Raw genomic sequence first — 22,029 nt, 5'->3', positions numbered from 1 at the left:
CCGCGTCACCACCGATCAGCGCCTGCGGGGGAGCGGGCGAACGGGGGAAGCGATGGGGCGAGCAATCGCGGGGCTGGCGGCGGTGCTGCTGGCGGGCGGAACGGGTGCGGCACAGGCGCAGACCCCTGCGGCCGGCGAGGGCCTTACGGTGAACGCAGCCGAGCGCGTCCGCTACGAGACGATCGACGGCCAGCCACGCGCCGGCTTCAACCAGAGCGACAGCTTCGTCAATTTCCGCACGGTGGTAACGGCGCAGTTTCGCACCGGCCCGCTGCAACTGGAAGGCGAGCTGTGGGACAGCCGCGTCTATGGCGCCAACCGGCACTCGCCGGTCTCGACCAACGATGTGAACACGCTGGAGCCGGTGCAGGCCTTTGCCCGGATCGATCTGGGTGCGGCGCTCGGCCCCGGCTCGACATTGGAGGTGCAGGGCGGGCGGTTTCTGCTCAATCTCGGGTCGAAACGGCTGGTCGCGGCCGATGAATATCGCAACACTACCAACGGCTATACCGGCCTGCGGATAGATGCGGGCCTGCGCGGCGGGTGGCAGGGCAGTTTCCTCTACACCCTGCCGCAGGTGCGGCGCCCGGACAGCCTCGACGCGGTGCTCGCCAAGAACAGCGCACTCGACAAGGAGAGCTTCGATCTGGTGCTTTGGGGTGGTGTGGTGAGCCGCGCCCATGCAATCGGGCCGGCAATGGTCGAGGCGTCGTTCTTCCACCTTGGCGAGCGGGATTCGCCCGGCCATCCGACTCGCGACCGCTCGCTCAACACGGCGAGCCTGCGCATCGTGCGCGATCCCGCAGCGGGGGCTGTCGATTATGAGCTGGAGGTGGCTGGCCAGGGCGGACGGATTTCGACCAGCCTGGCGCCAGCCGCCCCGCGCCAGACTGTCGCGGCCTGGTTCGTCCATGCGCGGGCGGGCTATAGTTTTGCGGCGCGCTGGAAGCCGCGGCTGGCGCTGGAATATGATTATGCCAGCGGCGATCGGCCCGGCAGCACCTATCGCCATTTCGACACGTTGTTCGGCATGCGTCGCGCCGATTTCGCGCCCGCGGGCCTGTATAATGCCGTGACGCGGGCGAATATCGTAACGCCCGGCATCCGGCTGGAAGTGACGCCCGATGCCCGGACCGACGGGTTCCTCAGCTATCGGCCGATGTGGCTTGCTTCGCGCTATGACACGTTCGCGACGACCGGGGTGCGCGATGCCGGCGGCCGATCGGGCCTGTTCGCCGGGCATCAGTTCGACAGCCGCATCCGCTACAAGCTCAGCCGGCTGATCCGGCTGGAAGGCGATTTCGTGCTCCTGGCGAAAGGCCGGTTCCTGCGCGACGCTCCCAATGCCCCGCCGGGCCGCTGGACCCGCTATGTCTCGCTAAACCTGATGCTGGCTCTTTGAGAGGAAGGCCGGCGGACCTGGCCGCCGGCCTTCCGCAAGGATCATGCAGCCGCGTAGCGTACCGTAACCCGTGCACGCCGACGCAAGCTGCCGCCGGCAAGCGCGAAGCCGCCGATCAGCATGGCCCATGCCGCCGGCTCCGGCACGCCGCCCGCGCCGATGCCGTCGATGCGCACGCCGACGTCCAGATTCTTCGAGTATTTCCATGCACCGTTCTCGGTGTAGGAATAGCCGGTTAGCGGCTGGGGCGCTCCTTCCGTCATCCACGCATTGGCGTCCGGCGTGGTGAAGCTTACCCAGTAACGGCCCGGGTCGAGGTCCCACGCCAGACCGGTCAGGCCCTGCCAGCCATCGGCGCCCAGCGCGAAGCTGCTCGAAAACAAGGTGGTGCCGGGCAGATAGTCGCCGTCGCGGTGGATGCTCGCGAGGATCGTGCCCGTCTGGCTGTTGCTGCCGATCCAGCCGTGGATAGCCGTGATCCTGGTCGGTGCCAGAACATCAAAGACACCCGCCAGTCCCTGATTGTGGTTCAGGCTCCAGCCGCCGTTCGAAAGTGCGGCGCCCGCACCGGTATCGACAATCGGATCGGCGGCGGCATTGCCCGCCGCGACAAGTGCCAACGCCGCGAGTGCTGCAGAATTAAATTTACGCATATTAATCCCCTGCTAACCTTGCAAAGGGCGGTTACGATACCGCAACGATGCTGCCAAGCGCTGGAACGGGGCGCATCCGTCTCGTTTCGGGAAGCGCATCGGCGACCATGGGTTCGCCGCGTGGCGAGGCAAATGTCGCCAACCCGTCACACCTGCCGCCTATCCGGCACGGCGCTGCTTCTTTTTGCCTGTGCAGCGCCGCCTTCGTCTGCCATCTTCCGTTTCACCATGCGCCAAGGAACCTCCGCACCATGCCAAGGTTTGCCCCGCCAGGGGCGCATGATTCGCGCAACCGCCCCCAGCATCGAAAGGACCGCATGAGCCGCAAGCCTGTCCCCGCCCAGTCCGGCGAACGTTCCCGGGTCGAGGTGAATTTCGACAAGCCCCAGCTCCTGCCGCAGCTATTCGGTGAGTTCGACGCAAACCTGCTGATGCTCGAGGAGCGGCTGGGCGTGTACATCCATGCGCGCGGCCAGCGGGTTGTGATCGAGGGGACGGCCGAAGCCGTCGCCCATGCCCGCGAAGTGCTGCAGGAACTGCACAGCCGCGTGATTCGAGGCGAGGATGTCGATGGCGGGTTGATCGACGCGGTCATCGCCATGTCGAGCGAGCCCATGTTCACCGGCATTGTCCGGGCGGAGCCGACCGGCAACGCCGCGCCGCCGTCGATCATGATCCGTACCCGCAAGAAGACGATCGTGCCGCGTTCGGTGACGCAGACGCATTATATGCGCGAGCTGGCGTCGAACGACCTGATCTTCGCGCTGGGCCCCGCGGGTACCGGCAAGACCTATCTTGCGGTGGCGCAGGCGGTGGCGCAACTCATTTCGGGCAGCGTCCAGCGGCTGATCCTGTCGCGTCCCGCGGTGGAGGCGGGCGAGCGGCTGGGGTTCCTGCCCGGCGACATGAAGGAGAAGGTCGATCCCTATCTCCGCCCGATTTACGACGCGCTGTATGACTGCCTGCCCGCCGAACAGGTCGAGCGGCGGATCGCCTCGGGCGAGATCGAAATCGCGCCGATCGCCTTCATGCGCGGGCGGACGCTGGCCGAGGCATTCGTGATCCTGGACGAGGCGCAGAACACCACGCCGATGCAGATGAAGATGTTCCTTACCCGCTTCGGCCAGGGCAGCCGGATGGTGATCTGCGGCGACCCGAACCAGACCGACCTTCCCGGCGGGCCGGCCGCATCGGGGCTGAACGACGCGGTCAACCGGTTGGAGGGCGTCGAGGGCATCTCGATGGTGCGCTTCGGCGTGGGCGACGTGGTGCGCCACCCGATCGTCGGGCGAATCGTCGCCGCTTATGAGGGGCAAGGTTGAACGATGGGATATCCCATCCTACATTCGGGATATCCCAACGGAGGCGCGGCGTGGCATCGCTCTACATCAAGGATCCGGACACTGCGGCGCTTGCGGCCGAAGTGGCAGCCGCGCTTGGCACGACCAAGACCGAGGCGGTGCGCGACAGCCTGTTGCGCCGTAAGGCCGAACTTGAGGCCAAGCGTCGGGCGCAGGATGTGCTCCGTACGCTGGACGCGCATCGCCGCGCCAACCCGCTGCCGCCGCCCACCGGACTGAAGGCGGACAAGGCGTTTTTCGACGAATTGTGGGGCGAGGTTTGACGCTGTTCGTCGATGCATCGGCGATGGTTGCGGTCATCGCCGAAGAACCTGAACGCGACCAGTTCGTGATTGAGGTCGTTGAACACGGCCCGGGGCTGTGGTCGGCCATGGCATGCTGGGAAACCGTTGCCGCGCTGTCTCGTTCGCGCCAGATGGATGTCAAACAAGCCCGCCAGGAAGCGGGGCTCTACGCAGAACAGCTTGGGCTGACGCTGGTGCCGATCGGTGAACGTGAGCTGGAACTGGCGCTCGACGCCTATCAGCAGTTCGGCAAGGGCCGGCATCCGGCCGGACTCAACATGGGCGACTGCTTCGCCTATGCCTGCGCCAAAGCGCACGACGCGCGCCTGCTCTACAAGGGCGATGATTTCTCCAAGACGGACCTCGCCTGATGCTTGATGTTGCCGCCCTGCCCGAATCCCCCTGGCCCGAGGGCGATTGGGAAGCGCTTGCCGTGCGCGCGGCCGAGGCGGCGATTGCCGAGACGCCTTATGCCGAATGGCGCGACTGGCCGACGACGATCGAAGTCGCGGTGCGCTTCACCAGCGACGACGAAGTCCACAGCCTCAACCGCCAGTATCGCGACAAGGACAAGCCGACCAACGTGCTGTCCTTCCCGATGATCCAGCCCGATCTGCTCGATGCGGTGACGCAGAACAGCGATGATGGCGAAGTATTGCTGGGCGATATCGTGCTGGCGCATGGCGTCTGTACCGCCGAAGCTGCCGAAAGGGGCATTTCCGTCGAGGCGCATGCCACGCATCTGATTGTCCATGGCATGCTGCATCTGCTAGGATATGACCATATGGGGGATGCCGAGGCAGAAGCGATGGAGGCGATGGAGCAGGCCGCGATGGCTGCCCTGAACCTGCACGACCCCTATCCCGTACGCGAGGATTGACGACTAACATGCCCGAGGGCCCCAGTACCGGCTCGCCTGAACCCCGACACGAAAATGGCGGCATATGGCGCAGCTTGCGCGCACTCCTGTTCGGCGAGGAGCAGGAAGAAACGCTGCGCGAGCGCCTGGAAGAAGCCATTGAAGAGCATGAGAGCGATGGCCGCCGCGGGCCGGCGGGCGATCTGGCGCCGATCGAGCGGCAGATGCTCAAGAATCTGCTGCATTTCGGCGAGCGCGATGCCGGCGATGTCGGCGTACCCCGCGCCGACATTATCGCGGTAGAGGAACAGACCAGCTTCGCCGACCTGGTCCAGCTCTTTGCCGAGGCGGGGCATAGCCGCTTGCCCGTGTATCGCGAGGAACTCGATACGATCATCGGCATGGTCCATATCAAGGACGTGTTCGAGATACTGGCAAAGGGCGTGCCGCATCCGCCGACGATCGCCGCGCTCATTCGCCAGCCGCTATACGTGCCGCAATCGATGGGCGCGCTCGACCTGCTCGCGCAGATGCGGGTGAAGCGGACGCATCTTGCGGTAGTGCTCGACGAATATTCGGGCACCGAGGGGCTGATCACGATCGAGGATCTGATCGAGGAAATCGTCGGCGAGATCGAAGACGAGCATGACGAGGCGCCCGCGGCGCTGATCGTGCCGATCGATGGCGGCGGCTGGGAAGCCGATGCCCGCGCCGAGCTGGAGGATGTCGCCGAGACGGTCGATCCCCGCCTGGGCGAGGTCGAGGAGGATGTCGACACGATCGGCGGCCTGGCCTTCGTGCTCGCCGGCCATGTGCCCGAAATAGGCGAATGCCTGGAGCATGACAGCGGCTGGAAGCTCGAAGTGATCGACGCCGACGCGCGCAAGGTCAACCGGCTGCGGCTCCATCCGCCGCATGTCCCGGCCGAGGATGCGGCGTGAGGCCATGCGCGCCGGGGCGTGCCTGATATAGGTTCGATTTTTCGCATGGTTTGACGGGACAGGTGGCGCCGCATCCGCGGCCACGTCACCCTCTGGCGTAGCGAATTGCTTGCCCTATCGATCACTGTGGGAAAACTAATCGATTTATCCGATTGGCGTGGGGCTGGCATGGTCGCGGCAGAACTCATCGCTCGCTGGAGATGCTCGCATGAACGCCGAATCGAAATGCCCGATGCATGGTGGCAAGATGGACGGTAACGCCGTCCTGTTCGAAATGACCAACAGGACCTGGTGGCCGAACCAGCTCGACCTGAGCGTCCTCCACCCGAACCCGCCCGCCGGCGATCCGATGGGGGCGGACTTTGATTATGTCGCGGCATTCCAGACGCTCAATCTGGCGGCGGTAAAGGCGGACATCTTCGCGCTGATGACTGATTCGCAGGCCTGGTGGCCGGCAGACTTCGGTCATTACGGGCCGCTGTTCATCCGCATGGCGTGGCACAGCGCCGGCACCTACCGCATCGGCGACGGCCGCGGCGGCGCGGGCTCGGGCACGCAGCGTTTCGCCCCGCTCAACTCCTGGCCGGACAATGCCAATCTCGACAAGGCGCGGATGCTGCTGTGGCCGATCAAGCAGAAATATGGCCGCGCCCTGTCCTGGGCCGATCTGCTGATCCTGGCGGGCAATTGCGCGCTCGAATCGATGGGGTTCAAGACCGCCGGTTTCGGCGGCGGCCGCGCCGATGTGTGGGAGCCGGAGCGCGACGTGAACTGGGGTCCGGAACGCGAATGGCTGCAGACCAGCGAAAAGCCGGGCGGCCGCTATTCGGGCGAGCGCGACCTCGCCAACCCGCTGGCGGCGGTGCAGATGGGCCTCATCTACGTCAATCCGGAAGGTCCGGATGGCAACCCCGATCCGCTGCTCGCGGCGCACGACATCCGCGAGACCTTCGCGCGCATGGCGATGAATGACGAAGAGACGGTTGCGCTTATCGCCGGCGGCCACACCTTCGGCAAGGCCCATGGTGCTGCCGATCCGAGCCAATATGTCGGGCCGGAGCCTGAAGGCGCGGATATCGAAATGCAGGCGCTCGGCTGGGCGAACAGCTATGGCAAGGGCAATGCCGGCGATACGATCACCAGCGGGCTGGAAGTTACCTGGACCGAAACGCCGACCCAGTGGGGCAATGGCTTCTTCAAGAACCTGTTCGAATATGAGTACGAGCTCACCAAGAGCCCGGCCGGCGCGCACCAATGGGTTGCCAAGGATGCGCCGGAGGTGATCCCCGACGCGCATGATCCGTCGAAAAAGCATCGCCCGACGATGCTGACGACCGACCTGTCGCTCCGCTTCGACCCGATCTACGGCCCGATCTCGCGGCGCTTCTACGAGAACCCCGATCAGTTCGCCCATGCCTTTGCCGAGGCCTGGTACAAGCTGACCCACCGCGACATGGGGCCGCATGCCCGGTTGAAGGGGCCGGAAGTGCCCGCCGAGCCGCGATTGTGGCAGGATCCGGTGCCGGCGGTCGATCACCCGCTGATCGACGCGGCGGATGTTGCCGCGCTGAAGGCGGAAGTCCTCGCCTCGGGTCTGTCGATCGCCCGGCTGGTGAAGACCGCCTGGGCCTCGGCGAGCACCTATCGCGGCACCGATCGGCGCGGCGGCGCCAATGGCGCGCGCATCCGGCTCGCGCCGCAAAAGGACTGGGCGGTGAACGAGCCCGCCGAGCTGGCCAAGGCGCTGTCCGTGCTGGAAGGCATCCAGGCGAAGTTCAACGCGGCGCAGACCGGCGGCAAGAACGTGTCGCTCGCCGACCTGATCGTGCTCGCGGGCGACGGGGCGGTGGAGGCTGCGGCGAAGCAGGCGGGCCATAGCCTGGCGCTGCCCTTCACGCCCGGCCGGACCGACGCCAGCGCCGATCAGACCGACGCGCACAGCTTCGCGCCGCTGGAACCGGTGATCGACGGGTTCCGCAACTATGCGGGCCGGGCGAGCAGCTATTCGGCCGAGGAACTGCTGGTCGACCGCGCGGCGCTGCTGACGCTGACTGCGCCGGAAATGACCGTGCTGGTGGGCGGGCTGCGTGTGCTGGGCGCCAATCATGGCGACAGCAAGCACGGCGTGTTCACCGATCGCCCGGGCGTGTTGACCAACGACTTCTTCCGCAACCTGCTGGCCACCAGCTTCACCGCCAAGTGGGAAGCGCAAGGGGACGGCAGCTTCGTCGCGAAGGACCGTGCAACCGGCGAGGCCAAATGGACCGGCACCCGCGTCGACCTGATCTTCGGCGCCAATTCGCAACTGCGCGCGCTGGCCGAAGCCTATGCCACCGACGATGCCGAAGCGGCGTTCGTCGCGGCGTTCGGCAAGGCGTGGAGCAAGGTGATGCACGCCGATCTGGTGGGGTAAGCCCTCAGGCTGTCACCCTCACCCTTCCCCCCGCCTTCGGCGGCGGGCCCCTTCCCTCTCCCAAAGGGAGAGGGATCTTTACACCTCTACCTTTGGGAGAGGGAGGGGCCCATCGCGTGAGCGATGGGAGGGTGAGGGTGACACCTTCTCCTTCGCTGCCCCATAATCCGCATTGGCTTCGCGTCGCCCTCGCCCTATCGGTGGGGCCATGCTCAAGCGTATTCTGATCGCCCTCGGCATTCTGGTCGTCGCCGGCGCCGCCACTTTCTATTATCTCAGCCGGCCCGATGTGGCCCAACTGGCGGAGAACGCGGTAACCGGCCGCGACCCGCAGCTGAGCGATGCCCGCTATCAGAGCGTGCCGACCATCGGCGTCGCCAAGGCAGTGGGCTGGCAGAATGGTGCCAAACCCCAGGCCGCAGCCGGGCTCCAGGTTGCCGCCTTCGCCGACAAGCTCGATCATCCGCGCTGGCTCTATCAGCTTCCCAACGGCGACGTCCTCGTGGCCGAAACCAATTCGCCGCCCCGCCAGGTGGGTGGGATCACCGGCTGGGTGATGGGCATGCTGATGGACAAGGCCGGCGCCGGCGTCCCTTCGGCCAACCGTATCACCCTGTTGCGCGACAGCGACGGGGACGGGGTGGCGGATGTGCGCAGCACCTTCCTCACTGGACTCAACTCGCCCTATGGCATGGCGCTGGCGGGCGGCTGGCTCTATGTCGCCAATACCGACGCGCTGGTCCGCTATCCGTACAAGGAAGGCGAGACCAAGATCGCTGCCAAGCCCGAAAAGATCCTGTCGCTGCCCGGTGGCGGCAATCACTGGGCGCGGAACGTGGTAGTCGGGAATGATGGCAAGACGCTGTATGTCAGCATCGGTTCTTCTTCGAATATTGCCGAAGACGGGCTGCAAGCCGAAGGCCCGATCTACAGCGCGGAAACGCCCGGGCAGATGGCGGCTGCGGCGCAGCAGACCGGCAACCGTGCTGTCATTCTGGAAGTGAACCCGGATACCAAGCGCAGCCGCGTCTTCGCCTGGGGTATTCGCAACGCCAACGGCATGGCGTTCGAGCCGGGCACCGGCGCATTGTGGGCCGTCGTCAACGAACGCGACATGCTCGGCTCCGATATGCCGCCCGACTATCTCAGCCGCGTCGACCTCGGCGCCTTCTTTGGCTGGCCCTGGCAATATTGGGGCGGCTATGAGGACAAGCGCGTCGAACCCGGCCGGCCGGACCTGCGCGAATATGTCCGCCGGCCCGATTTCGCACTCGGGGCGCATACGGCGCCGCTGGGGCTGACCTTTGCCGATGGTGCCCGTCTTGGCCCGGCCTATGCCAAGGGTGCCTTTATCGGCGAGCATGGGTCGTGGAACCGCCAGCCGCTTTCGGGCTACAAGGTCGTGTTCGTGCCGTTCGGCGACAACGGCTTTCCGAAGCGTGATGCCAAGCCGGTCGACGTGCTGACCGGCTTCCTCGACGCCAAGGGCAATGCGCAAGGGCGCCCGGTCGGCGTCATCACCGGGACCGGCGGGGCGCTGCTGGTGGCGGACGATGTCGGCAATGTGATCTGGCGGGTCAGCGCCAAGCGCTAACTAGCGGTCCGGGGCCTGGGCGAGCAGCCTGGGCCCGTCCTGTTCCAGCCTGCTGCGCAGCATACCTGCGAACAGCCCCAGCATGCCGGGCAGCGCGACTTCGACATGGACATGCGCCTCGGCGACATCGATCCGCCCGGTAACGGTCTGCCCCATCGCGATGACGACGAGGTGCAGGCTGTCGCCTTCCCAGTGATGCTCGACTGCGCCGCCGCCGGGGATCTTCTCCGCCAGCTGGCCGATCTTGCTCTCGATCCGCGCGCGCGCCCCGGCACGGCCGAGCTGGTGAGGAATGTCCACTGCAACCGGCATGCCGCTCATTTCGCGAACAACATGGAGTCGTCGGCGAAGGCCTTGAACTCCAGTGCATTGCCGCTGGGATCGCGGAAGAACATCGTCGCCTGTTCGCCAACCTGACCCTGGAAGCGGATATGCGGTGCGATGCCGAACGCGATTCCGGCGGCGGCCACTCGGTCGGCCAGCGCCTGCCAGTCGGTCATGGTCAGCACCACCCCGAAATGCGGCACCGGCACATCGTGTCCGTCGACGGCATTCTCCACCACGACCGGCTTTGCGGCGGGATCGAGATGCGCGACGATCTGATGGCCGAACAGGTCGAAGTCAATCCACTGATCGGACGAGCGCCCCTCCGGGCAGCCGAGCACGTCGCCATAAAAGGCACGCGCCGCCGCAAGGTCATGGACCGGAAAGGCGAGGTGAAAGGGGCGAAGCATGGTCAAAGGCTTAGCCAAGCCGGCGTTCCCGGGCAACGCGGCTCAGTCCTCGATCGACTTCCACCGCCGGACGCTGCGCGTGCGGGCGAGGATTCGTGCAGAGCGCCGCAACAGGCGGAGCAGACCATCGGCCAGCCATCGCCCCGGCGCCCGCAGCGGCCGGCGGAACTGGACGACCAGCACGACGCGATGATGGCTGCTGTCATTCCACAATTCATGCGGATAGCTGTCGTCGAACAGCAGCGTTTCCCCCTCTGCCCAGCGCACTGTCCGGCGATCGATGCGCATCCGCACATCGCCGTCGCGCGGCACGATCAGCCCCAGATGGCAGGTAATCAGCCCTTTGGTGACGCCGCGATGCACCGGCACATGCGTGCCCGGCGCCAGCACCGCGAAACAGGCGCTGTTGAGGCCCGGAATCTGTTCCACCAGCCGGCTGGTTTCGGGGCAGCGCGCGCAATGTGCGTCGATACGGTGGCCATAGCCCCACAGGAAGAAGCTGCGCCAGCGGCTGTCAGGTGCGATGGCGCGAGGATCGGGCGAAGTGCCCGGGCGGCTTTGCAGCGCGACGGCGATCGCCTCTTCGCGGATAGCGCGCCATTGGTCGCGTAGCGTTGCAGTCCAGGCGAAATCGCGCACGTCGAGTACCGGTGCGGTGGAGACGCGCGATGCCGCGGCAATCGGCCGGTCGAAGAACCCCGCCAGCAGTCGCGCTAGCCGGACGGTGTGCGATTCGCCGCGGGCAGGTTGTGTGCTCGCGTCCGGGGCGGGGGCGGCAGCAATCACGGCCAGCGCAGGCGCAGGTCGCGCGGCCAGTGCCGCTGCGCCATCTTTGCCTGTCTCGCCCCGTCTCGACCTGGACTGCACGCCGAATCACCTCAGAAACTTCCTGCTGCGACGCTTGCGGTGCTGCGACGCAACATTCCCCCGCGCCCGGTTTATTCCCCCACTTGGGTCCAAAACATGGCGCTGCCGCGGTAAGTTATGGCGTACAGCCGGCAGAAAGGTTCGCGGTGGCAAGCAGCGCAACTCCCCTCTAGAAAGGGCTTCATGCTGTCTTTCCTGCGCGCGCCGCGCTTCGCTCCGCTCTTCCTCGCGCTGCTCGTCCCGACGCTGCCCGCGCCGGCACAGGCCCAGACCCAGCCCGGGGTCGTCCAGACCGCCGACGATCCGTGGCTCTACAAGGGCAGCGACCTTGTCCATGACGACAAGTGGAAGTTCGGGCGGCTGTCGAACGGGCTGCGCTATGCCGTGCGCAAAAATGGCGTGCCCCCGGGGCAGGTGTCGATCCGCGTGCGCATCGATGCGGGCTCGCTGATGGAACAGGATTCGGAGCGCGGCTTCGCCCATCTGCTCGAGCACCTGACGTTCCGCGGATCGGTGCACGTGCCCGACGGCGAATCGAAACGAGTGTGGCAGCGCCTGGGCGTGACCTTCGGGTCCGACAGCAACGCCAGCACCACCTTCATCAGCACGACCTACAAGCTCGATCTGCCCAATGCGACGCCGGCCGGGCTCGACGAAAGCTTCAAGATCCTGGCGGGCATGATGTCCGGCCCGCTGATCAACGCGCAGTCGCTGAATGCCGAGCGCCCGGTGGTGCTGGCCGAAGGGCGCGAACAGCCCGCGCCGCAAAAGCGGATGCAGGACGCGCTCTATGACCTGATCTTTGCCGGCCAGCCGCTTGCCGATCGCGAACCCATCGGGACGGTGGCGACGCTCAATGCCGCCACGCCGGCAACGGTGCAGGCCTTTCACGATCGCTGGTATCGCCCCGAACGCGCGACCGTCATCGCGATCGGCGATGTCGATCCGGCGATGCTGGAGGCGCTGATCCAGCGCTATTTCTCCGACTGGAAGGGCGTCGGCCCCGCGCCGCAGACGCCCGATTTCGGCAAGCCCACGCCCAACCACCCTGTTGCCGCCAGCATCGTCGAGCCGGCGGTGCAGCCGATGGCGCTGATGGCGATCGTGCGGCCCTGGACCGTCTATGCCGACACGGTGATCTTCAACCAGAAGCGGATGGTCGATCTGGTCGCGATCCGCGTGCTCAACCGGCGGCTGGAATCAAAGGCGCGGGCAGGCGCCTCGTTCATCGCCGCCGGCGCCGACTTGGACGACATCGCGCGCTCCGCTAATGTGACGACCTTGTCGGTGCTGCCGGCAACCGACGATTGGCAGGCGGCATTGCGCGACGTGCGGGCGATGGTGGCCGCTGCGGCTGCTGAACCGCCCACCCAGGCCGAAATCGACCGCGAGCTGGCCGAGATCGATGCCGTAATGCGCAATCGCATCTCGACCGCGCCTGTGGAGGCCGCCGCCTCGATCGCCGACGATCTGGTCCAGGCCGTCGACATCAACGAGACGGTGACGACGCCCGAGGCGTCCTATGCCATTTTCAAGGGCGCGGTGGCGCAGAAGATGTTCACGCCCGCCGCCGTGCAGGCATCGGCCAAGAAAGTGTTCGAGGGCGTGGCGGTACGCGCGCTGGTCAACACCCATGTGCCCGATCCCGATGTGACGTCGAAGGTCGCGGCGGCGCTGCAGGCCGATGTGAAGGCTGCCGTCACCAAGCGCCGGGCGCTCAACGTCCGCTTCGACCAGTTGCCGAAGCTGGGTGCACCCGGAAAGGTGGCCAGCCGCACCCGGATCGACCCCGATCTCGAAATGGACGAAGTCGTGTTCGCCAATGGCGTGCGCCTGCTGATGCGCGAGGATTCCTCCGAAGTCGGCAAGGTCTGGGTGAATGTTCGCTTCGGCGGCGGCCTGCGCGCGATGCCGACCGACCACCGCACCCCGGCTTGGGCCGGCGGCACTGCGCTGATGGCGAGCGGTATCGGCAAGTTCGGGCAGGAAGAGCTCGATGCGCTGACCGGCAGCCGTCAGATCGGGCTCGGCTTCGACATTGGCGACGATGCCTTCACCTTCCAGGCGCAGACTAACAAGGAAGACCTGGCCGATCAGCTGCGCCTGTTCGCCACCAAGCTGGCGGCGCCGGGCTGGGATCCCCAGCCGGTGCTGCGCGCCAAGGCGGCGACGCTGGCGGCCTATGCCGGGCTTTCCGCGTCGCCCGATGCGGTGCTGGGGCGCGATCTCGACGCACTGCTCCACAACGGCGATCCGCGCTGGGGCCTGCCCAGCCGCGAGGAAGTGGCGGCGCTGACGCCGGCCGCATTCCGGGCCTTCTGGGAGCCGATACTCAAGACCGGGCCGATCGAAGTCGAAGTGTTCGGCGACATGAAGGCCGACGCGACCGTGAAGGCGGTAGCCGAAAGCTTCGGTGCGCTGAAGGCGCGCGCTCCCGTCATACTGAACGCCGCGCCCGCGCGCTTCCCGGCGCATGCCGACAAGCCGGTGATGCGCACCCATACCGGCGCGCCCGATCAGGCAGCGGCGGTGATCGCCTGGCCGACCGGCGGCGGCAGCGCCGGCATTGCCGAAGGGCGCAAGCTGGATGTGCTGGCGGCGGTGTTCCGCGACCGGCTGATCGATCAGCTGCGCAGCCAGGCGGGGGTCAGCTATTCGCCCAATGTGATGAGCGACTGGCCGGTGGGCATGCCCGGCGGGGGCAAGCTCATGGCACTGGGGATGGTGCCGCCGGACAAGACCGGCTTCTTCTTCCAGCTGGCACGCAGCATCGCGGCCGATCTGGTCGCCAAGCCGATCGACGCCGACGAGCTCAATCGCTCGCTCACGCCGCTGAAACAGATGCTGCTGCGCCAGTCGAGCGGCAACCGCTTCTGGATGGGGTTGGTGGAAGGCGGCAGCCAGGATCGTGCCCGCATTGCCGCGATGCGCGATCTGGGTCGCGACTATGGCAGCGTGACGCCCGAGGAACTGCAGGCGCTGGCGGCAAAATATCTGCAGCCGGAAAAGGACTGGTCGATGGTGGTGCTGCCGGAAAAGGCGGACGGGGCGAAATAAGCCCCGTTACACCATGAAGCTTTCGCCGCAGCCGCAGGTGCCCTTGGCATTGGGATTGGTGAACACGAAGCCGGCGGTGAAATCGTCCTCCACCCAGTCCATCGTCGAGCCGATCAGGTAGAGCACCGAAGCACCATCGACGAAGAAGGTGCCGCCGGGCGTTTCGATCTTCTCGTCGAGCGGTTTGGCTTCGGTGACGTAATCGACCGAATAGGCGAGGCCAGAACAGCCCCGGCGCGGGGTGGAAAGCTTCACGCCCACCGTGCCTTCGGGCGCCTTCGCCATCAACGCGGCAATGCGCGCCTCGGCGGCGGGGGTAAGGTGCAGCGCGGCGGGGCGCTGGCGGGGGGTGGTCGTGGTGGTCATCGCTTCTTCCTGCCTCGCCCTCCCGGTCTGGGCTCCCCCTCCCGCTTGCGGGAGGGGTCGGGGGAGGGGCTGATCTTAGATGGGGTTGGTCGGTGCTGTCGTCAGCCCCTCCCCAAACCCCTCCCGCAAGCGGGAGGGGCTTTACAGCATCCCCAGTTCCAGCTTCGCCTCATCGCTCATCTTCTGCGGATCCCAGGGCGGATCCCACACCAGATTCACATCGACCGTGCTGATCCCCGGCACCGCGCTCACCCGCAGCTCGACTTCGCCCGGCATCGATTCTGCCACCGGACAGTGCGGCGTGGTCAGCGTCATGGTGATCGCGGCATGGCCGTTGGCGGTGATGTCGACGCCGTAGATCAGCCCCAGATCGTACAGGTTCACCGGGATTTCCGGATCGTAGATTTCCTTGAGCGCATCGATCACCGCTTCGTACAGCGGGCCGCCGGGCTCGCCGGCCGGCTGGACCTCGGGCTTTTGCGCGAGGAAACCGGAAAGATAGTCGCGCTTCCGCTCGGCAGCGGGCGCGGCTGCGTCCTCGACGCGCGCCTTGGGCGGTGCCTCGACCGCTTCCACCTCTTCCACCACGATCCTGCGTTCTTCGTTCATCCGAAGATCCTCGTCACCCGTTCGATACCCTTGACCAGCGCGGCGACATCGGCCGGCCCGTTATACACGCCGAAGCTCGCCCGCGCGGTGGCGGGCACGTCCAGCAGATCCATCAGCGGCTGGGCGCAGTGGTGCCCGGCGCGGATCGCGACATTGCCCTCGTCGAGGATCGTCGCGACGTCGTGCGGGTGGACGCCTTCCACCGCGAAGCTGACGATGCCGGCGCTGTCGGCCGGGCCGAACAGCCGCACGCTGTTGATCCCCCCGAGCGCGGCGCGCGTCTCGGTGACGAGCGCTGTTTCGTGCGCGTGGATGCGGTCCAGCCCGATGCTGTCCACGTAATCAATGGCCGCATGCAGCCCGACCACGCCGACGATGTGCGGGGTGCCTGCCTCGAAGCGGCCGGGCGGGGGCGCATAGGTCGTCCTGGCGAAGGTAACACGGTCGATCATCGACCCGCCGCCCTGATAGGGGGGCATCGCGTCGAGAAGGTCGTACCGGCCCCACAGCACGCCGATACCGGTCGGGCCGTAGAGCTTGTGGCCGGAAAAGACATAAAAGTCGCAGCCCAGCTCGGCGACGTTCACCGGCAGCCTGGCAACCGCCTGGCAACCGTCGACCAGGATGCGGGCGCCGACAGCATGCGCCAGTTCGGTCGCGCGGCGGACGTCGAGGACCGAGCCAAGCACGTTGGAGACATGGGCGAGCGCGACCAGCTTGTGGCGATCGGTGAGCATCGCCGCCATCGCGTCGAGGTCGATGCGGTGGTCCGCCGTCAGCGGCACCACGTCGATGTGTGCGCCGATTTTTTCGGCCGCCATCTGCCACGGCACGATGTTGGAATGATGCTCGAGCGCGGAGAGCAGGATGCGGTCGCCGGCCTCGAACCGGGTGGCCGCATAGCATTGCGCGACCAGGTTGATCCCCTCGGTCGCGCCGCGGACGAACACCACTTCTTCGGCACGTCCGCCGATGAACCGGGCGACACGGGCGCGCGCCGCCTCGAACGCCAGCGTCATGTCGGCCGAGCGCTGGTACACCCCGCGATGCACAGTCGCGTAGGTTTTGCCATAGCCGCGCGCGATGGCGTCGAGCACTGGGCGAGGCTTTTGCGACGTGGCGGCGGTGTCGAGATAGGCCCAGCCTGCAGGGATGGCGGGGAAGTCTGCGAGGACGTCGAGGGGGGCCGTCCCATCCTCCCCGGCACGGGGAGCGGGACCATCGGCGAAGCCGATGGTGGAGGGGGGGCTCGACCGGGCGATGGACTCGTGGAGGTCCCCCTCCACCACCTCGCTGTGCGAGGCGGTCCCCCTCCCCGTGCCGGGGAGGATCTGGTCGGTGCCGCTCACAGCGCCGCCTCCAGCCACTTCGCCGCATCGGCGGCAAATGCTTCCCGCACCGGCTCCTCGCCGATCCGCGCGAGCGCATCCGCCACGAACGCATGGGTCAGCAGCGCCTTGGCCTGTGCTTCCTCGATACCCCGGCTCCGCAGGTAGAAGAGCGCGTTGCGATCGAGTTCGCCGACGGTGGCGCCATGCGCGCACTTCACATCGTCGGCGAAGATTTCGAGTTCGGGCTTCAAATTCACCGTCGCGCTGCGTTGGAGCAGCAGGCCGCGCAGCGACTGTTCGCCATCGGTCTGCTGTGCGCCGCGCGCGACTTCCACCCGGGCGGCGAGGCTCGCCACCGACTGGTCGGCCGCGACCGCACGCCAGAGCTGGCGCGACGTGCCTTCGACCTGCTCGTGCCGCACCGCGACGGCGGCCTCCTGCCGCTGCATGCCGCTGGTAAGCAGCGCCCCGCCCATTTCGGCAAAGGCGCCCTTGCCGGTCAGCGTCAGCGCGCCGTCGATGCGGCTGCCCATACCGCCCGCACCGAGGAAGATCGATACCAGGCTCGCCGCCTCGCCTATTTCCGCCTCGTCGCGGATCGAGACGAAGCCGCCTGTCTGCACCAGCCGCACCGAACGCATCAGCCGCGCGCCCTTGCCAAGCGCGATGGCGGTCAGCCGGTTGGCCCAGCCGGTGCCGGCATAGGTTTCCACCACCGACGCCACGGCATCGTCGGCCAGCAGGATGCGCGCAGGCACATGGTTCTCGCCGCCGGTACCGATATGGACGATCTGGATGCAGGTGGAGGCATGTTCAGGCCCGAGATGCAGCGTCCAGCCCTCGCCGATCGCGAGGCTGCCGAGCGGATGGTCGGTCGCCGGAATATGACGCGTGACTTCCACCGGGCCGGGCCGGCTGTGTGCGGGCTCGAACACGCCGTCGACGAAGCACAGGCGCGGGCCGTCCATGTCGAGGAACAGGTCGGCAGGATCGACACCCGGCGCCGCCTGCTGGCTCTGGGCAGCAGCACGCAGCGTGTCCATGTCGGACCAGCGCCACGCCTCCTGCCGGGTCGAGGGAAGGTCGAGCACGGTCACGCCGCGAGCGCTCCGTATCCCTCGCGCTCCAGCTCGAGCGCGAGTTCCGGGCCGCCGGAACGGACGATGCGACCGCCAGCCAGCACATGGACGAAGTCCGGCTGCACATAATCCAGCAGGCGCTGGTAATGGGTGATCAGCAGCACCGCCTTGTCGGGCGCGCGCATGATGCGGTTGATGCCTTCGCCCACCGCTTTCAACGCGTCGATGTCGAGGCCGCTGTCGGTTTCGTCGAGAATGGCAAGCTTGGGGTTCAAAATCCCCATCTGCACCATCTCGTTGCGCTTCTTTTCGCCGCCCGAAAAGCCCACATTCACCGGCCGCTTGAGCATCTCTGCGTCCATGCCGAGTGCTGCCGCCTGGGCGCGCGCCAGCTTCAGGAACTCGGCGCCCGAAAGCTGTGCCTCGCCGCGGTTGCGGCGCTGGGCATTGGCCGCCTCGCGCAGGAACTGGACGTTCGACACGCCGGGAATTTCGACCGGATACTGAAAGCCGAGGAACAGCCCCGCCGCGGCGCGCTCGTGCGGTTCGAGTTCCAGCAGATCCTGCCCGTCGAAGGTCACGCTGCCGGCGGTGGCTTCATAGCCGCTGCGGCCACCGAGCACATAGCCCAAGGTCGACTTGCCGGCACCGTTCGGCCCCATGATCGCGTGCACTTCGCCCGCGTTCACGGAAAGGCTCAGGCCTTTCAGGATTTCCTTGCCGTCAACTTCGGCGTGCAGGTTCTGGATGTTCAGCATGGATGTCAGATCGCCACGGTAAGGAGATGGAGGGTCTTGGGCTGCGCGCTCACTTCATAGGCATCGACGACCGAGCCGTCGGGCAGCTTCCACATGATCTTGTACTGCTTGGGCGCAGTGACGCTGGCCTTGATGTCGGCCTGCACTGCGTCGAGCACCGGCACCAGCTTCCGCCATGCGCTCGGCTGATAGGGCCGGTCGTTCAGCAACAGCCGGCCGGACTGGAAATCGGAGTCCAGAAAGTCGCGGCACTGTTTGATGGCCGCATCGACCTTGGCGGTGCGCGCACCGGCATCCGCCGGCGCAACGCCGATCGCGCGGACGATGCAGCGGGCATGGTTGGTCACTGCGCCGACCTGCGCCGAATTGTCGATCTCGACACCGCCCTGAAGGGCGAAGGCGGCGATGATAAGGGCGTTCAACATCATATCTGCTCCTGCGGGCCGGAAACGCGGCCCGGCGTCGTCGCTACACCAGCCAGGATGAGCGCAGGCTGAGCGACCCGGAATTCATTCCGCACCTGCTTGCGGGAGGGGCGCGCGTGGAAGGAGGCTGCGGCGCTTGGAGAAAGAACCGACACGTCAGTCCCTCCCCAGACCCCTCCCGCAGGCGGGAGGGGAGCGCTGGCTGCAACGTCTTCGCAACGGCTGAGAGGCATGGCCAAACCCATCACCCCACCGACCCCTCAAGCGAGATGCCGAGCAGCTTCTGCGCCTCGACCGCAAATTCCATCGGCAGCTGCTGCAGCACTTCGCGGGCGAAGCCGTTGACGATCAGCGCGACGGCGGCTTCCTGGTCCAGCCCGCGCTGGAGCGCATAGAAAAGCTGGTCATCGCTGATCTTGCTGGTGGTCGCCTCATGCTCGATCTGGGCGCTCGGGTTCTTCACTTCGATATAGGGCACGGTGTGTGCGCCGCACTGGTCGCCGAGCAGCAGCGAGTCGCACTGGGTGAAATTGCGGACATTCTCCGCGCTCGCCGCCACCCGGACCAGCCCGCGATAGGTGTTGTCGCTGTGCCCGGCCGAGATGCCCTTCGACACGATGGTCGAGCGGCTGCCCTTGCCGAGATGGATCATCTTGGTGCCGGTATCTGCCTGCTGGCGGTTGTTGGTCACCGCCACCGAATAGAATTCGCCGACGCTGTTCTCGCCCGCCAGCACGCAGCTCGGGTACTTCCAGGTGATCGCAGAGCCGGTCTCGACCTGGGTCCAGCTCACCTTCGAATTGCGGCCCTGGCACAGCGCGCGCTTGGTGACGAAGTTGTAGATGCCGCCCTTGCCGTTCTCGTCGCCCGGATACCAGTTCTGGACGGTCGAATATTTGATCTCGGCATCGTCAAGCGCGACCAGCTCCACGACAGCCGCGTGCAGCTGGTTCTCGTCGCGCATCGGCGCGGTGCAGCCTTCGAGATAGGAGACGTACGCGCCCTTGTCGGCGACGATCAGCGTGCGTTCGAACTGGCCGGTATTTTCCGCGTTGATGCGGAAATAGGTCGAAAGCTCCATCGGGCAGCGCACGCCTTCCGGCACATAGACGAAGGTGCCGTCGGAGAAGACCGCGCTGTTGAGCGTGGCGAAGTAGTTGTCGCGCTGCGGCACCACCTTGCCCAGCCATTTCTGGACCAGCTCGGGATATTCGCGGATCGCCTCGCTGATTGACAGGAAGATGACGCCCGCCGCCTTCAGCTCGGCGCGGAAGGTAGTCGCTACCGACACCGAGTCGAACACCGCGTCCACCGCGATCTTGCGCGATCCCTCGACGCCGGCGAGCACCTTCTGCTCCTCGATCGGGATGCCGAGCTTCTCATAGGTCCGGCGGATTTCCGGATCGAGCTCGTCGAGGCTCGCGATCGTCTTCTTCTGCTTCGGCTCGGCGTAATAATACGCGTCCTGATAGTCGATCGGCGGGACGTCGAGCTTGGCCCAGTCCGGCGCCTCCAGCGTCTGCCACAGCCGGAAGGCCTTCAGGCGCCAGTCGAGCATCCATTCGGGCTCGTTCTTCTTGGCGGAGATGTAGCGGACGGTATCCTCGCTCAGCCCCTTGGGCGCGAACTCCTGTTCGACGTCCGAGGCGAAGCCCCATTCGTACTTCTTGTTCGCGGCGGCGAGCGCCTCGGCATTCTTGGTGGCCATCAGAAAGATACCTGGCTTTCCCCGGCGAGCGCCGGAGAAGGGGAAGGAAGATCGGGAGCGGAAGGGGGGCGCCCATGCACCGCGCCGGGCATTGCGGCAAGCGCCGGCGTGCTGAGGCTGGCGAGGCTGACGCCCGCAAGCGCCGAACGCACCGCGCTGTTCACCACGCCCCAATGCGGCTTCACCCGGCAATTGCCCTCTACCGCGCAGTCGTGACGGGTCGAATCGACGCAAATGGTCAGCGCGATCGGCCCTTCAATCGCCTCGATAATGTCCGCCAGGCTGATCGCCGCCGGCGGCCGGGCGAGGCGAAAGCCGCCGCCGGTGCCGCGTGCGCTTTCAATGAGGCCGGCGGCGGAAAGCTTGCTCACCAGCTTCTGCACGGTGGGCAGCGGGAGGCCGGTCTCGTTCGCCAGCAGCGTCGCGTTGAGCCGGCACGACGCGCCACAGTGACGCGCGGCGGCCGCCAGCATCACGACGGCATAATCGGCAAGGCTCGAAAGACGCATCGACTTCTCAATCGGACAAAGTTGATCTGATTGGGCATGTGGGCTCAGCCGTGCGTCAGGTCAACTGTCTCCGGGATCACATCGGGCAGAATGTGAAAGGTTTCCGTTTCCAGCGTCGCCGCCAGTACCGGATCGATGCTGTCGCGCAGCGTGCCGGGCGTGTGCCCGGTGAAGTGCTTGATTTCGTTGATCAGGTGCGACTGGTCGGCAAAGGGGGCGACCACTTCGGCCAGCGAATCGCCGCGATGGATGCGCATCGCCGCTCCGATCGCGCGGAACTTGCGGCGCAGATGGTTCGGCGGCCCGGCGAAATATTCCTTGCACAGCCGCTGCACCTGGCGCTGGCCCATGCCGGTTTCGTCGGCCATGGCAGTATAGAGCGCGTCCAGCGTCGGGTCGACCGAGGCGGCCCATTCGCGCAGGATGCGCAGGAAGATGACGTGCGAACGCGGGACGGGCCTTGCCTGATCCAGCCGCTCCCGCAGATAGGGATAGATCGCGTCGACCATCGCATCGAGGCGAGTCAGCCCCTGCAATTCCGCCACAAGCGCAGCGCATCCGTCTGCACCGAACAGCATCTCGCCATCGAGAATCCGGTCGGCAACCTTGTCGGCAGGCAGGCCCACCAGACTCTTCCAGCCGATTCCGCGCAGAGACAGGCCGAAGCAGCGGGCCGGCCCGCGCAGGCGATAGGTCGAATAGGCCATGGTGGGCCCGACTACCGATACCGGCGGCGCCTTTTCGGTCCGCCCATGGGCAAAGGTGATGTCCGCGTCGCCCGACAGGAAAATGCGCACCTGGCCCAAGTCTACGCGCGCTGCGCCTTCGGTCAGGACGGCGGGATTCTGATAGAGATAGAAGGTGTCAACATAGGGCAGCAACGCGCCGGCCGCCCTGTAAAATTCCAGGGACAGGCCTGCCGCGCCGGATGGCAGTATCTCTACGACCGGATCGAAATCCGCTAACCCGCGCATATTGAAAACATATTCTCCAGAATTGTCTCTGGATGGAGCACGACGGCAGCGCAAGTGCAAATTAAAAAATGGCCCGACCGGGCGACCGGTCGGGCCAAAAGGAAA

At 66.3% G+C, this 22,029-nt stretch carries 22 protein-coding genes; 9 read left to right on the top strand and 13 right to left on the bottom strand.

Annotated features, from left to right (window positions below):
- The first annotated feature begins 52 nt into the window (after positions 1–52).
- Positions 53–1,402, top strand: coding sequence for an alginate export family protein (locus ACT53M_RS05360; protein WP_476231979.1), 1,350 nt, complete (start codon positions 53–55; stop codon positions 1,400–1,402).
- A gap of 41 nt (positions 1,403–1,443) precedes the next feature.
- Here the strand turns inward: ACT53M_RS05360 and ACT53M_RS05355 are convergent, their stop codons facing one another.
- Positions 1,444–2,055 carry a PEPxxWA-CTERM sorting domain-containing protein gene (locus ACT53M_RS05355; RefSeq protein WP_476231977.1) on the bottom strand — a complete coding sequence of 204 codons (612 nt, stop codon included), beginning with the start codon at positions 2,053–2,055 and terminating at the stop codon, positions 1,444–1,446.
- A 317-nt stretch (positions 2,056–2,372) separates the two neighbouring features.
- Between ACT53M_RS05355 and ACT53M_RS05350 the strand changes: the two genes are divergently transcribed.
- From ACT53M_RS05350 to ACT53M_RS05320, 7 genes are all read left to right on the top strand, one after another.
- Positions 2,373–3,377: a PhoH family protein gene (locus ACT53M_RS05350; protein ID WP_476231975.1), complete on the top strand. Its 1,005-nt coding sequence runs from the start codon at positions 2,373–2,375 to the stop codon at positions 3,375–3,377.
- 50 nt (positions 3,378–3,427) lie between these two features.
- Positions 3,428–3,679 (top strand): type II toxin-antitoxin system VapB family antitoxin, encoded by a 252-nt coding sequence (locus ACT53M_RS05345; protein WP_476231974.1) that lies wholly within the window; start codon positions 3,428–3,430, stop codon positions 3,677–3,679.
- Positions 3,676–4,071, top strand: a complete 396-nt coding sequence (locus tag ACT53M_RS05340; protein ID WP_476231973.1) for a type II toxin-antitoxin system VapC family toxin — start codon at positions 3,676–3,678, stop codon at positions 4,069–4,071. Before ACT53M_RS05345 ends, ACT53M_RS05340 begins: the two co-directional genes overlap by 4 nt.
- On the top strand, positions 4,071–4,580 hold the full coding sequence (gene ybeY, locus ACT53M_RS05335) for an rRNA maturation RNase YbeY (RefSeq protein WP_476231972.1): 510 nt from the start codon (positions 4,071–4,073) through the stop codon (positions 4,578–4,580). Before ACT53M_RS05340 ends, ybeY begins: the two co-directional genes overlap by 1 nt.
- Before the next feature lie 8 nt (positions 4,581–4,588).
- Complete coding sequence (locus ACT53M_RS05330; protein WP_476231970.1) at positions 4,589–5,500, top strand: hemolysin family protein; 912 nt, start codon at positions 4,589–4,591, stop codon at positions 5,498–5,500.
- Between the two features lie 208 nt (positions 5,501–5,708).
- Positions 5,709–7,913, top strand: a complete 2,205-nt coding sequence (gene katG, locus ACT53M_RS05325; protein WP_476231969.1) for a catalase/peroxidase HPI — start codon at positions 5,709–5,711, stop codon at positions 7,911–7,913.
- 208 nt (positions 7,914–8,121) lie between these two features.
- Positions 8,122–9,507 (top strand): PQQ-dependent sugar dehydrogenase, encoded by a 1,386-nt coding sequence (locus tag ACT53M_RS05320; RefSeq protein ID WP_476231968.1) that lies wholly within the window; start codon positions 8,122–8,124, stop codon positions 9,505–9,507.
- Here the strand turns inward: ACT53M_RS05320 and ACT53M_RS05315 are convergent, their stop codons facing one another.
- Genes ACT53M_RS05315 through ACT53M_RS05305 form a run of 3 tightly spaced genes read right to left on the bottom strand, consistent with a single transcriptional unit; the run spans position 9,508 to position 11,108 of the window.
- Positions 9,508–9,819: a polyhydroxyalkanoic acid system family protein gene (locus tag ACT53M_RS05315; protein ID WP_476231966.1), complete on the bottom strand. Its 312-nt coding sequence runs from the start codon at positions 9,817–9,819 to the stop codon at positions 9,508–9,510.
- A 5-nt stretch (positions 9,820–9,824) separates the two neighbouring features.
- On the bottom strand, positions 9,825–10,241 hold the full coding sequence (locus ACT53M_RS05310; RefSeq protein ID WP_476231965.1) for a VOC family protein: 417 nt from the start codon (positions 10,239–10,241) through the stop codon (positions 9,825–9,827).
- 42 nt (positions 10,242–10,283) lie between these two features.
- Positions 10,284–11,108 (bottom strand): aspartyl/asparaginyl beta-hydroxylase domain-containing protein, encoded by an 825-nt coding sequence (locus ACT53M_RS05305; protein WP_476231963.1) that lies wholly within the window; start codon positions 11,106–11,108, stop codon positions 10,284–10,286.
- A gap of 183 nt (positions 11,109–11,291) precedes the next feature.
- Here ACT53M_RS05305 and ACT53M_RS05300 point away from each other — a divergent pair, with 183 nt between their 5' ends.
- Positions 11,292–14,165 (top strand): M16 family metallopeptidase, encoded by a 2,874-nt coding sequence (locus ACT53M_RS05300; RefSeq protein ID WP_476231962.1) that lies wholly within the window; start codon positions 11,292–11,294, stop codon positions 14,163–14,165.
- A gap of 6 nt (positions 14,166–14,171) precedes the next feature.
- Here the strand turns inward: ACT53M_RS05300 and ACT53M_RS05295 are convergent, their stop codons facing one another.
- From ACT53M_RS05295 to ACT53M_RS05255, 9 genes are all read right to left on the bottom strand, one after another.
- Entirely contained in the window at positions 14,172–14,531 is a 360-nt protein-coding gene (locus ACT53M_RS05295; RefSeq protein WP_476226533.1) for a HesB/IscA family protein, read from the bottom strand.
- Between the two features lie 141 nt (positions 14,532–14,672).
- Positions 14,673–15,140 (bottom strand): SUF system Fe-S cluster assembly protein, encoded by a 468-nt coding sequence (locus ACT53M_RS05290; RefSeq protein ID WP_476231960.1) that lies wholly within the window; start codon positions 15,138–15,140, stop codon positions 14,673–14,675.
- Positions 15,137–16,375, bottom strand: a complete 1,239-nt coding sequence (locus tag ACT53M_RS05285; RefSeq protein ID WP_476232399.1) for a cysteine desulfurase — start codon at positions 16,373–16,375, stop codon at positions 15,137–15,139. Before ACT53M_RS05285 ends, ACT53M_RS05290 begins: the two co-directional genes overlap by 4 nt.
- Before the next feature lie 110 nt (positions 16,376–16,485).
- Positions 16,486–17,568, bottom strand: coding sequence for a SufB/SufD family protein (locus ACT53M_RS05280; protein ID WP_476231959.1), 1,083 nt, complete (start codon positions 17,566–17,568; stop codon positions 16,486–16,488).
- On the bottom strand, positions 17,565–18,308 hold the full coding sequence (gene sufC / locus ACT53M_RS05275) for a Fe-S cluster assembly ATPase SufC (protein ID WP_476231958.1): 744 nt from the start codon (positions 18,306–18,308) through the stop codon (positions 17,565–17,567). The genes ACT53M_RS05280 and sufC overlap by 4 nt, the downstream gene beginning before the upstream one ends.
- A gap of 5 nt (positions 18,309–18,313) precedes the next feature.
- Complete coding sequence (locus tag ACT53M_RS05270; RefSeq protein ID WP_476231957.1) at positions 18,314–18,736, bottom strand: hypothetical protein; 423 nt, start codon at positions 18,734–18,736, stop codon at positions 18,314–18,316.
- Between the two features lie 241 nt (positions 18,737–18,977).
- Positions 18,978–20,441 (bottom strand): Fe-S cluster assembly protein SufB, encoded by a 1,464-nt coding sequence (gene sufB / locus ACT53M_RS05265; RefSeq protein WP_476231956.1) that lies wholly within the window; start codon positions 20,439–20,441, stop codon positions 18,978–18,980.
- Positions 20,441–20,950, bottom strand: a complete 510-nt coding sequence (locus ACT53M_RS05260; RefSeq protein ID WP_476231955.1) for an SUF system Fe-S cluster assembly regulator — start codon at positions 20,948–20,950, stop codon at positions 20,441–20,443. The genes sufB and ACT53M_RS05260 overlap by 1 nt, the downstream gene beginning before the upstream one ends.
- A gap of 44 nt (positions 20,951–20,994) precedes the next feature.
- Positions 20,995–21,924, bottom strand: coding sequence for a helix-turn-helix domain-containing protein (locus tag ACT53M_RS05255; protein WP_476231954.1), 930 nt, complete (start codon positions 21,922–21,924; stop codon positions 20,995–20,997).
- Between the last annotated feature and the right edge of the window lie 105 nt (positions 21,925–22,029).

It is taken from the genome of Sphingomonas sp. DMC6 (assembly GCF_056314225.1).
The sequence above is the reverse complement of the archived record's forward strand: the minus strand, read 5'-3'. Positions and strand labels throughout refer to the sequence as shown.

Bases quoted from the DNA above. Each gene is read 5' to 3' on its own strand.
- ACT53M_RS05360 (WP_476231979.1), top strand. From the start codon at position 53: ATGGGGCGAGCAATCGCGGGGCTGGCGGCGGTGCTGCTGGCGGGCGGA.
- ACT53M_RS05355 (WP_476231977.1), bottom strand. From the start codon at position 2,055: ATGCGTAAATTTAATTCTGCAGCACTCGCGGCGTTGGCACTTGTCGCG.
- ACT53M_RS05350 (WP_476231975.1), top strand. From the start codon at position 2,373: ATGAGCCGCAAGCCTGTCCCCGCCCAGTCCGGCGAACGTTCCCGGGTC.
- ybeY (WP_476231972.1), top strand. From the start codon at position 4,071: ATGCTTGATGTTGCCGCCCTGCCCGAATCCCCCTGGCCCGAGGGCGAT.
- ACT53M_RS05330 (WP_476231970.1), top strand. From the start codon at position 4,589: ATGCCCGAGGGCCCCAGTACCGGCTCGCCTGAACCCCGACACGAAAAT.
- katG (WP_476231969.1), top strand. From the start codon at position 5,709: ATGAACGCCGAATCGAAATGCCCGATGCATGGTGGCAAGATGGACGGT.
- ACT53M_RS05320 (WP_476231968.1), top strand. From the start codon at position 8,122: ATGCTCAAGCGTATTCTGATCGCCCTCGGCATTCTGGTCGTCGCCGGC.
- ACT53M_RS05315 (WP_476231966.1), bottom strand. From the start codon at position 9,819: ATGCCGGTTGCAGTGGACATTCCTCACCAGCTCGGCCGTGCCGGGGCG.
- ACT53M_RS05310 (WP_476231965.1), bottom strand. From the start codon at position 10,241: ATGCTTCGCCCCTTTCACCTCGCCTTTCCGGTCCATGACCTTGCGGCG.
- ACT53M_RS05300 (WP_476231962.1), top strand. From the start codon at position 11,292: ATGCTGTCTTTCCTGCGCGCGCCGCGCTTCGCTCCGCTCTTCCTCGCG.
- ACT53M_RS05295 (WP_476226533.1), bottom strand. From the start codon at position 14,531: ATGACCACCACGACCACCCCCCGCCAGCGCCCCGCCGCGCTGCACCTT.
- ACT53M_RS05290 (WP_476231960.1), bottom strand. From the start codon at position 15,140: ATGAACGAAGAACGCAGGATCGTGGTGGAAGAGGTGGAAGCGGTCGAG.
- sufC (WP_476231958.1), bottom strand. From the start codon at position 18,308: ATGCTGAACATCCAGAACCTGCACGCCGAAGTTGACGGCAAGGAAATC.
- ACT53M_RS05270 (WP_476231957.1), bottom strand. From the start codon at position 18,736: ATGATGTTGAACGCCCTTATCATCGCCGCCTTCGCCCTTCAGGGCGGT.
- sufB (WP_476231956.1), bottom strand. From the start codon at position 20,441: ATGGCCACCAAGAATGCCGAGGCGCTCGCCGCCGCGAACAAGAAGTAC.
- ACT53M_RS05260 (WP_476231955.1), bottom strand. From the start codon at position 20,950: ATGCGTCTTTCGAGCCTTGCCGATTATGCCGTCGTGATGCTGGCGGCC.
- ACT53M_RS05255 (WP_476231954.1), bottom strand. From the start codon at position 21,924: ATGCGCGGGTTAGCGGATTTCGATCCGGTCGTAGAGATACTGCCATCC.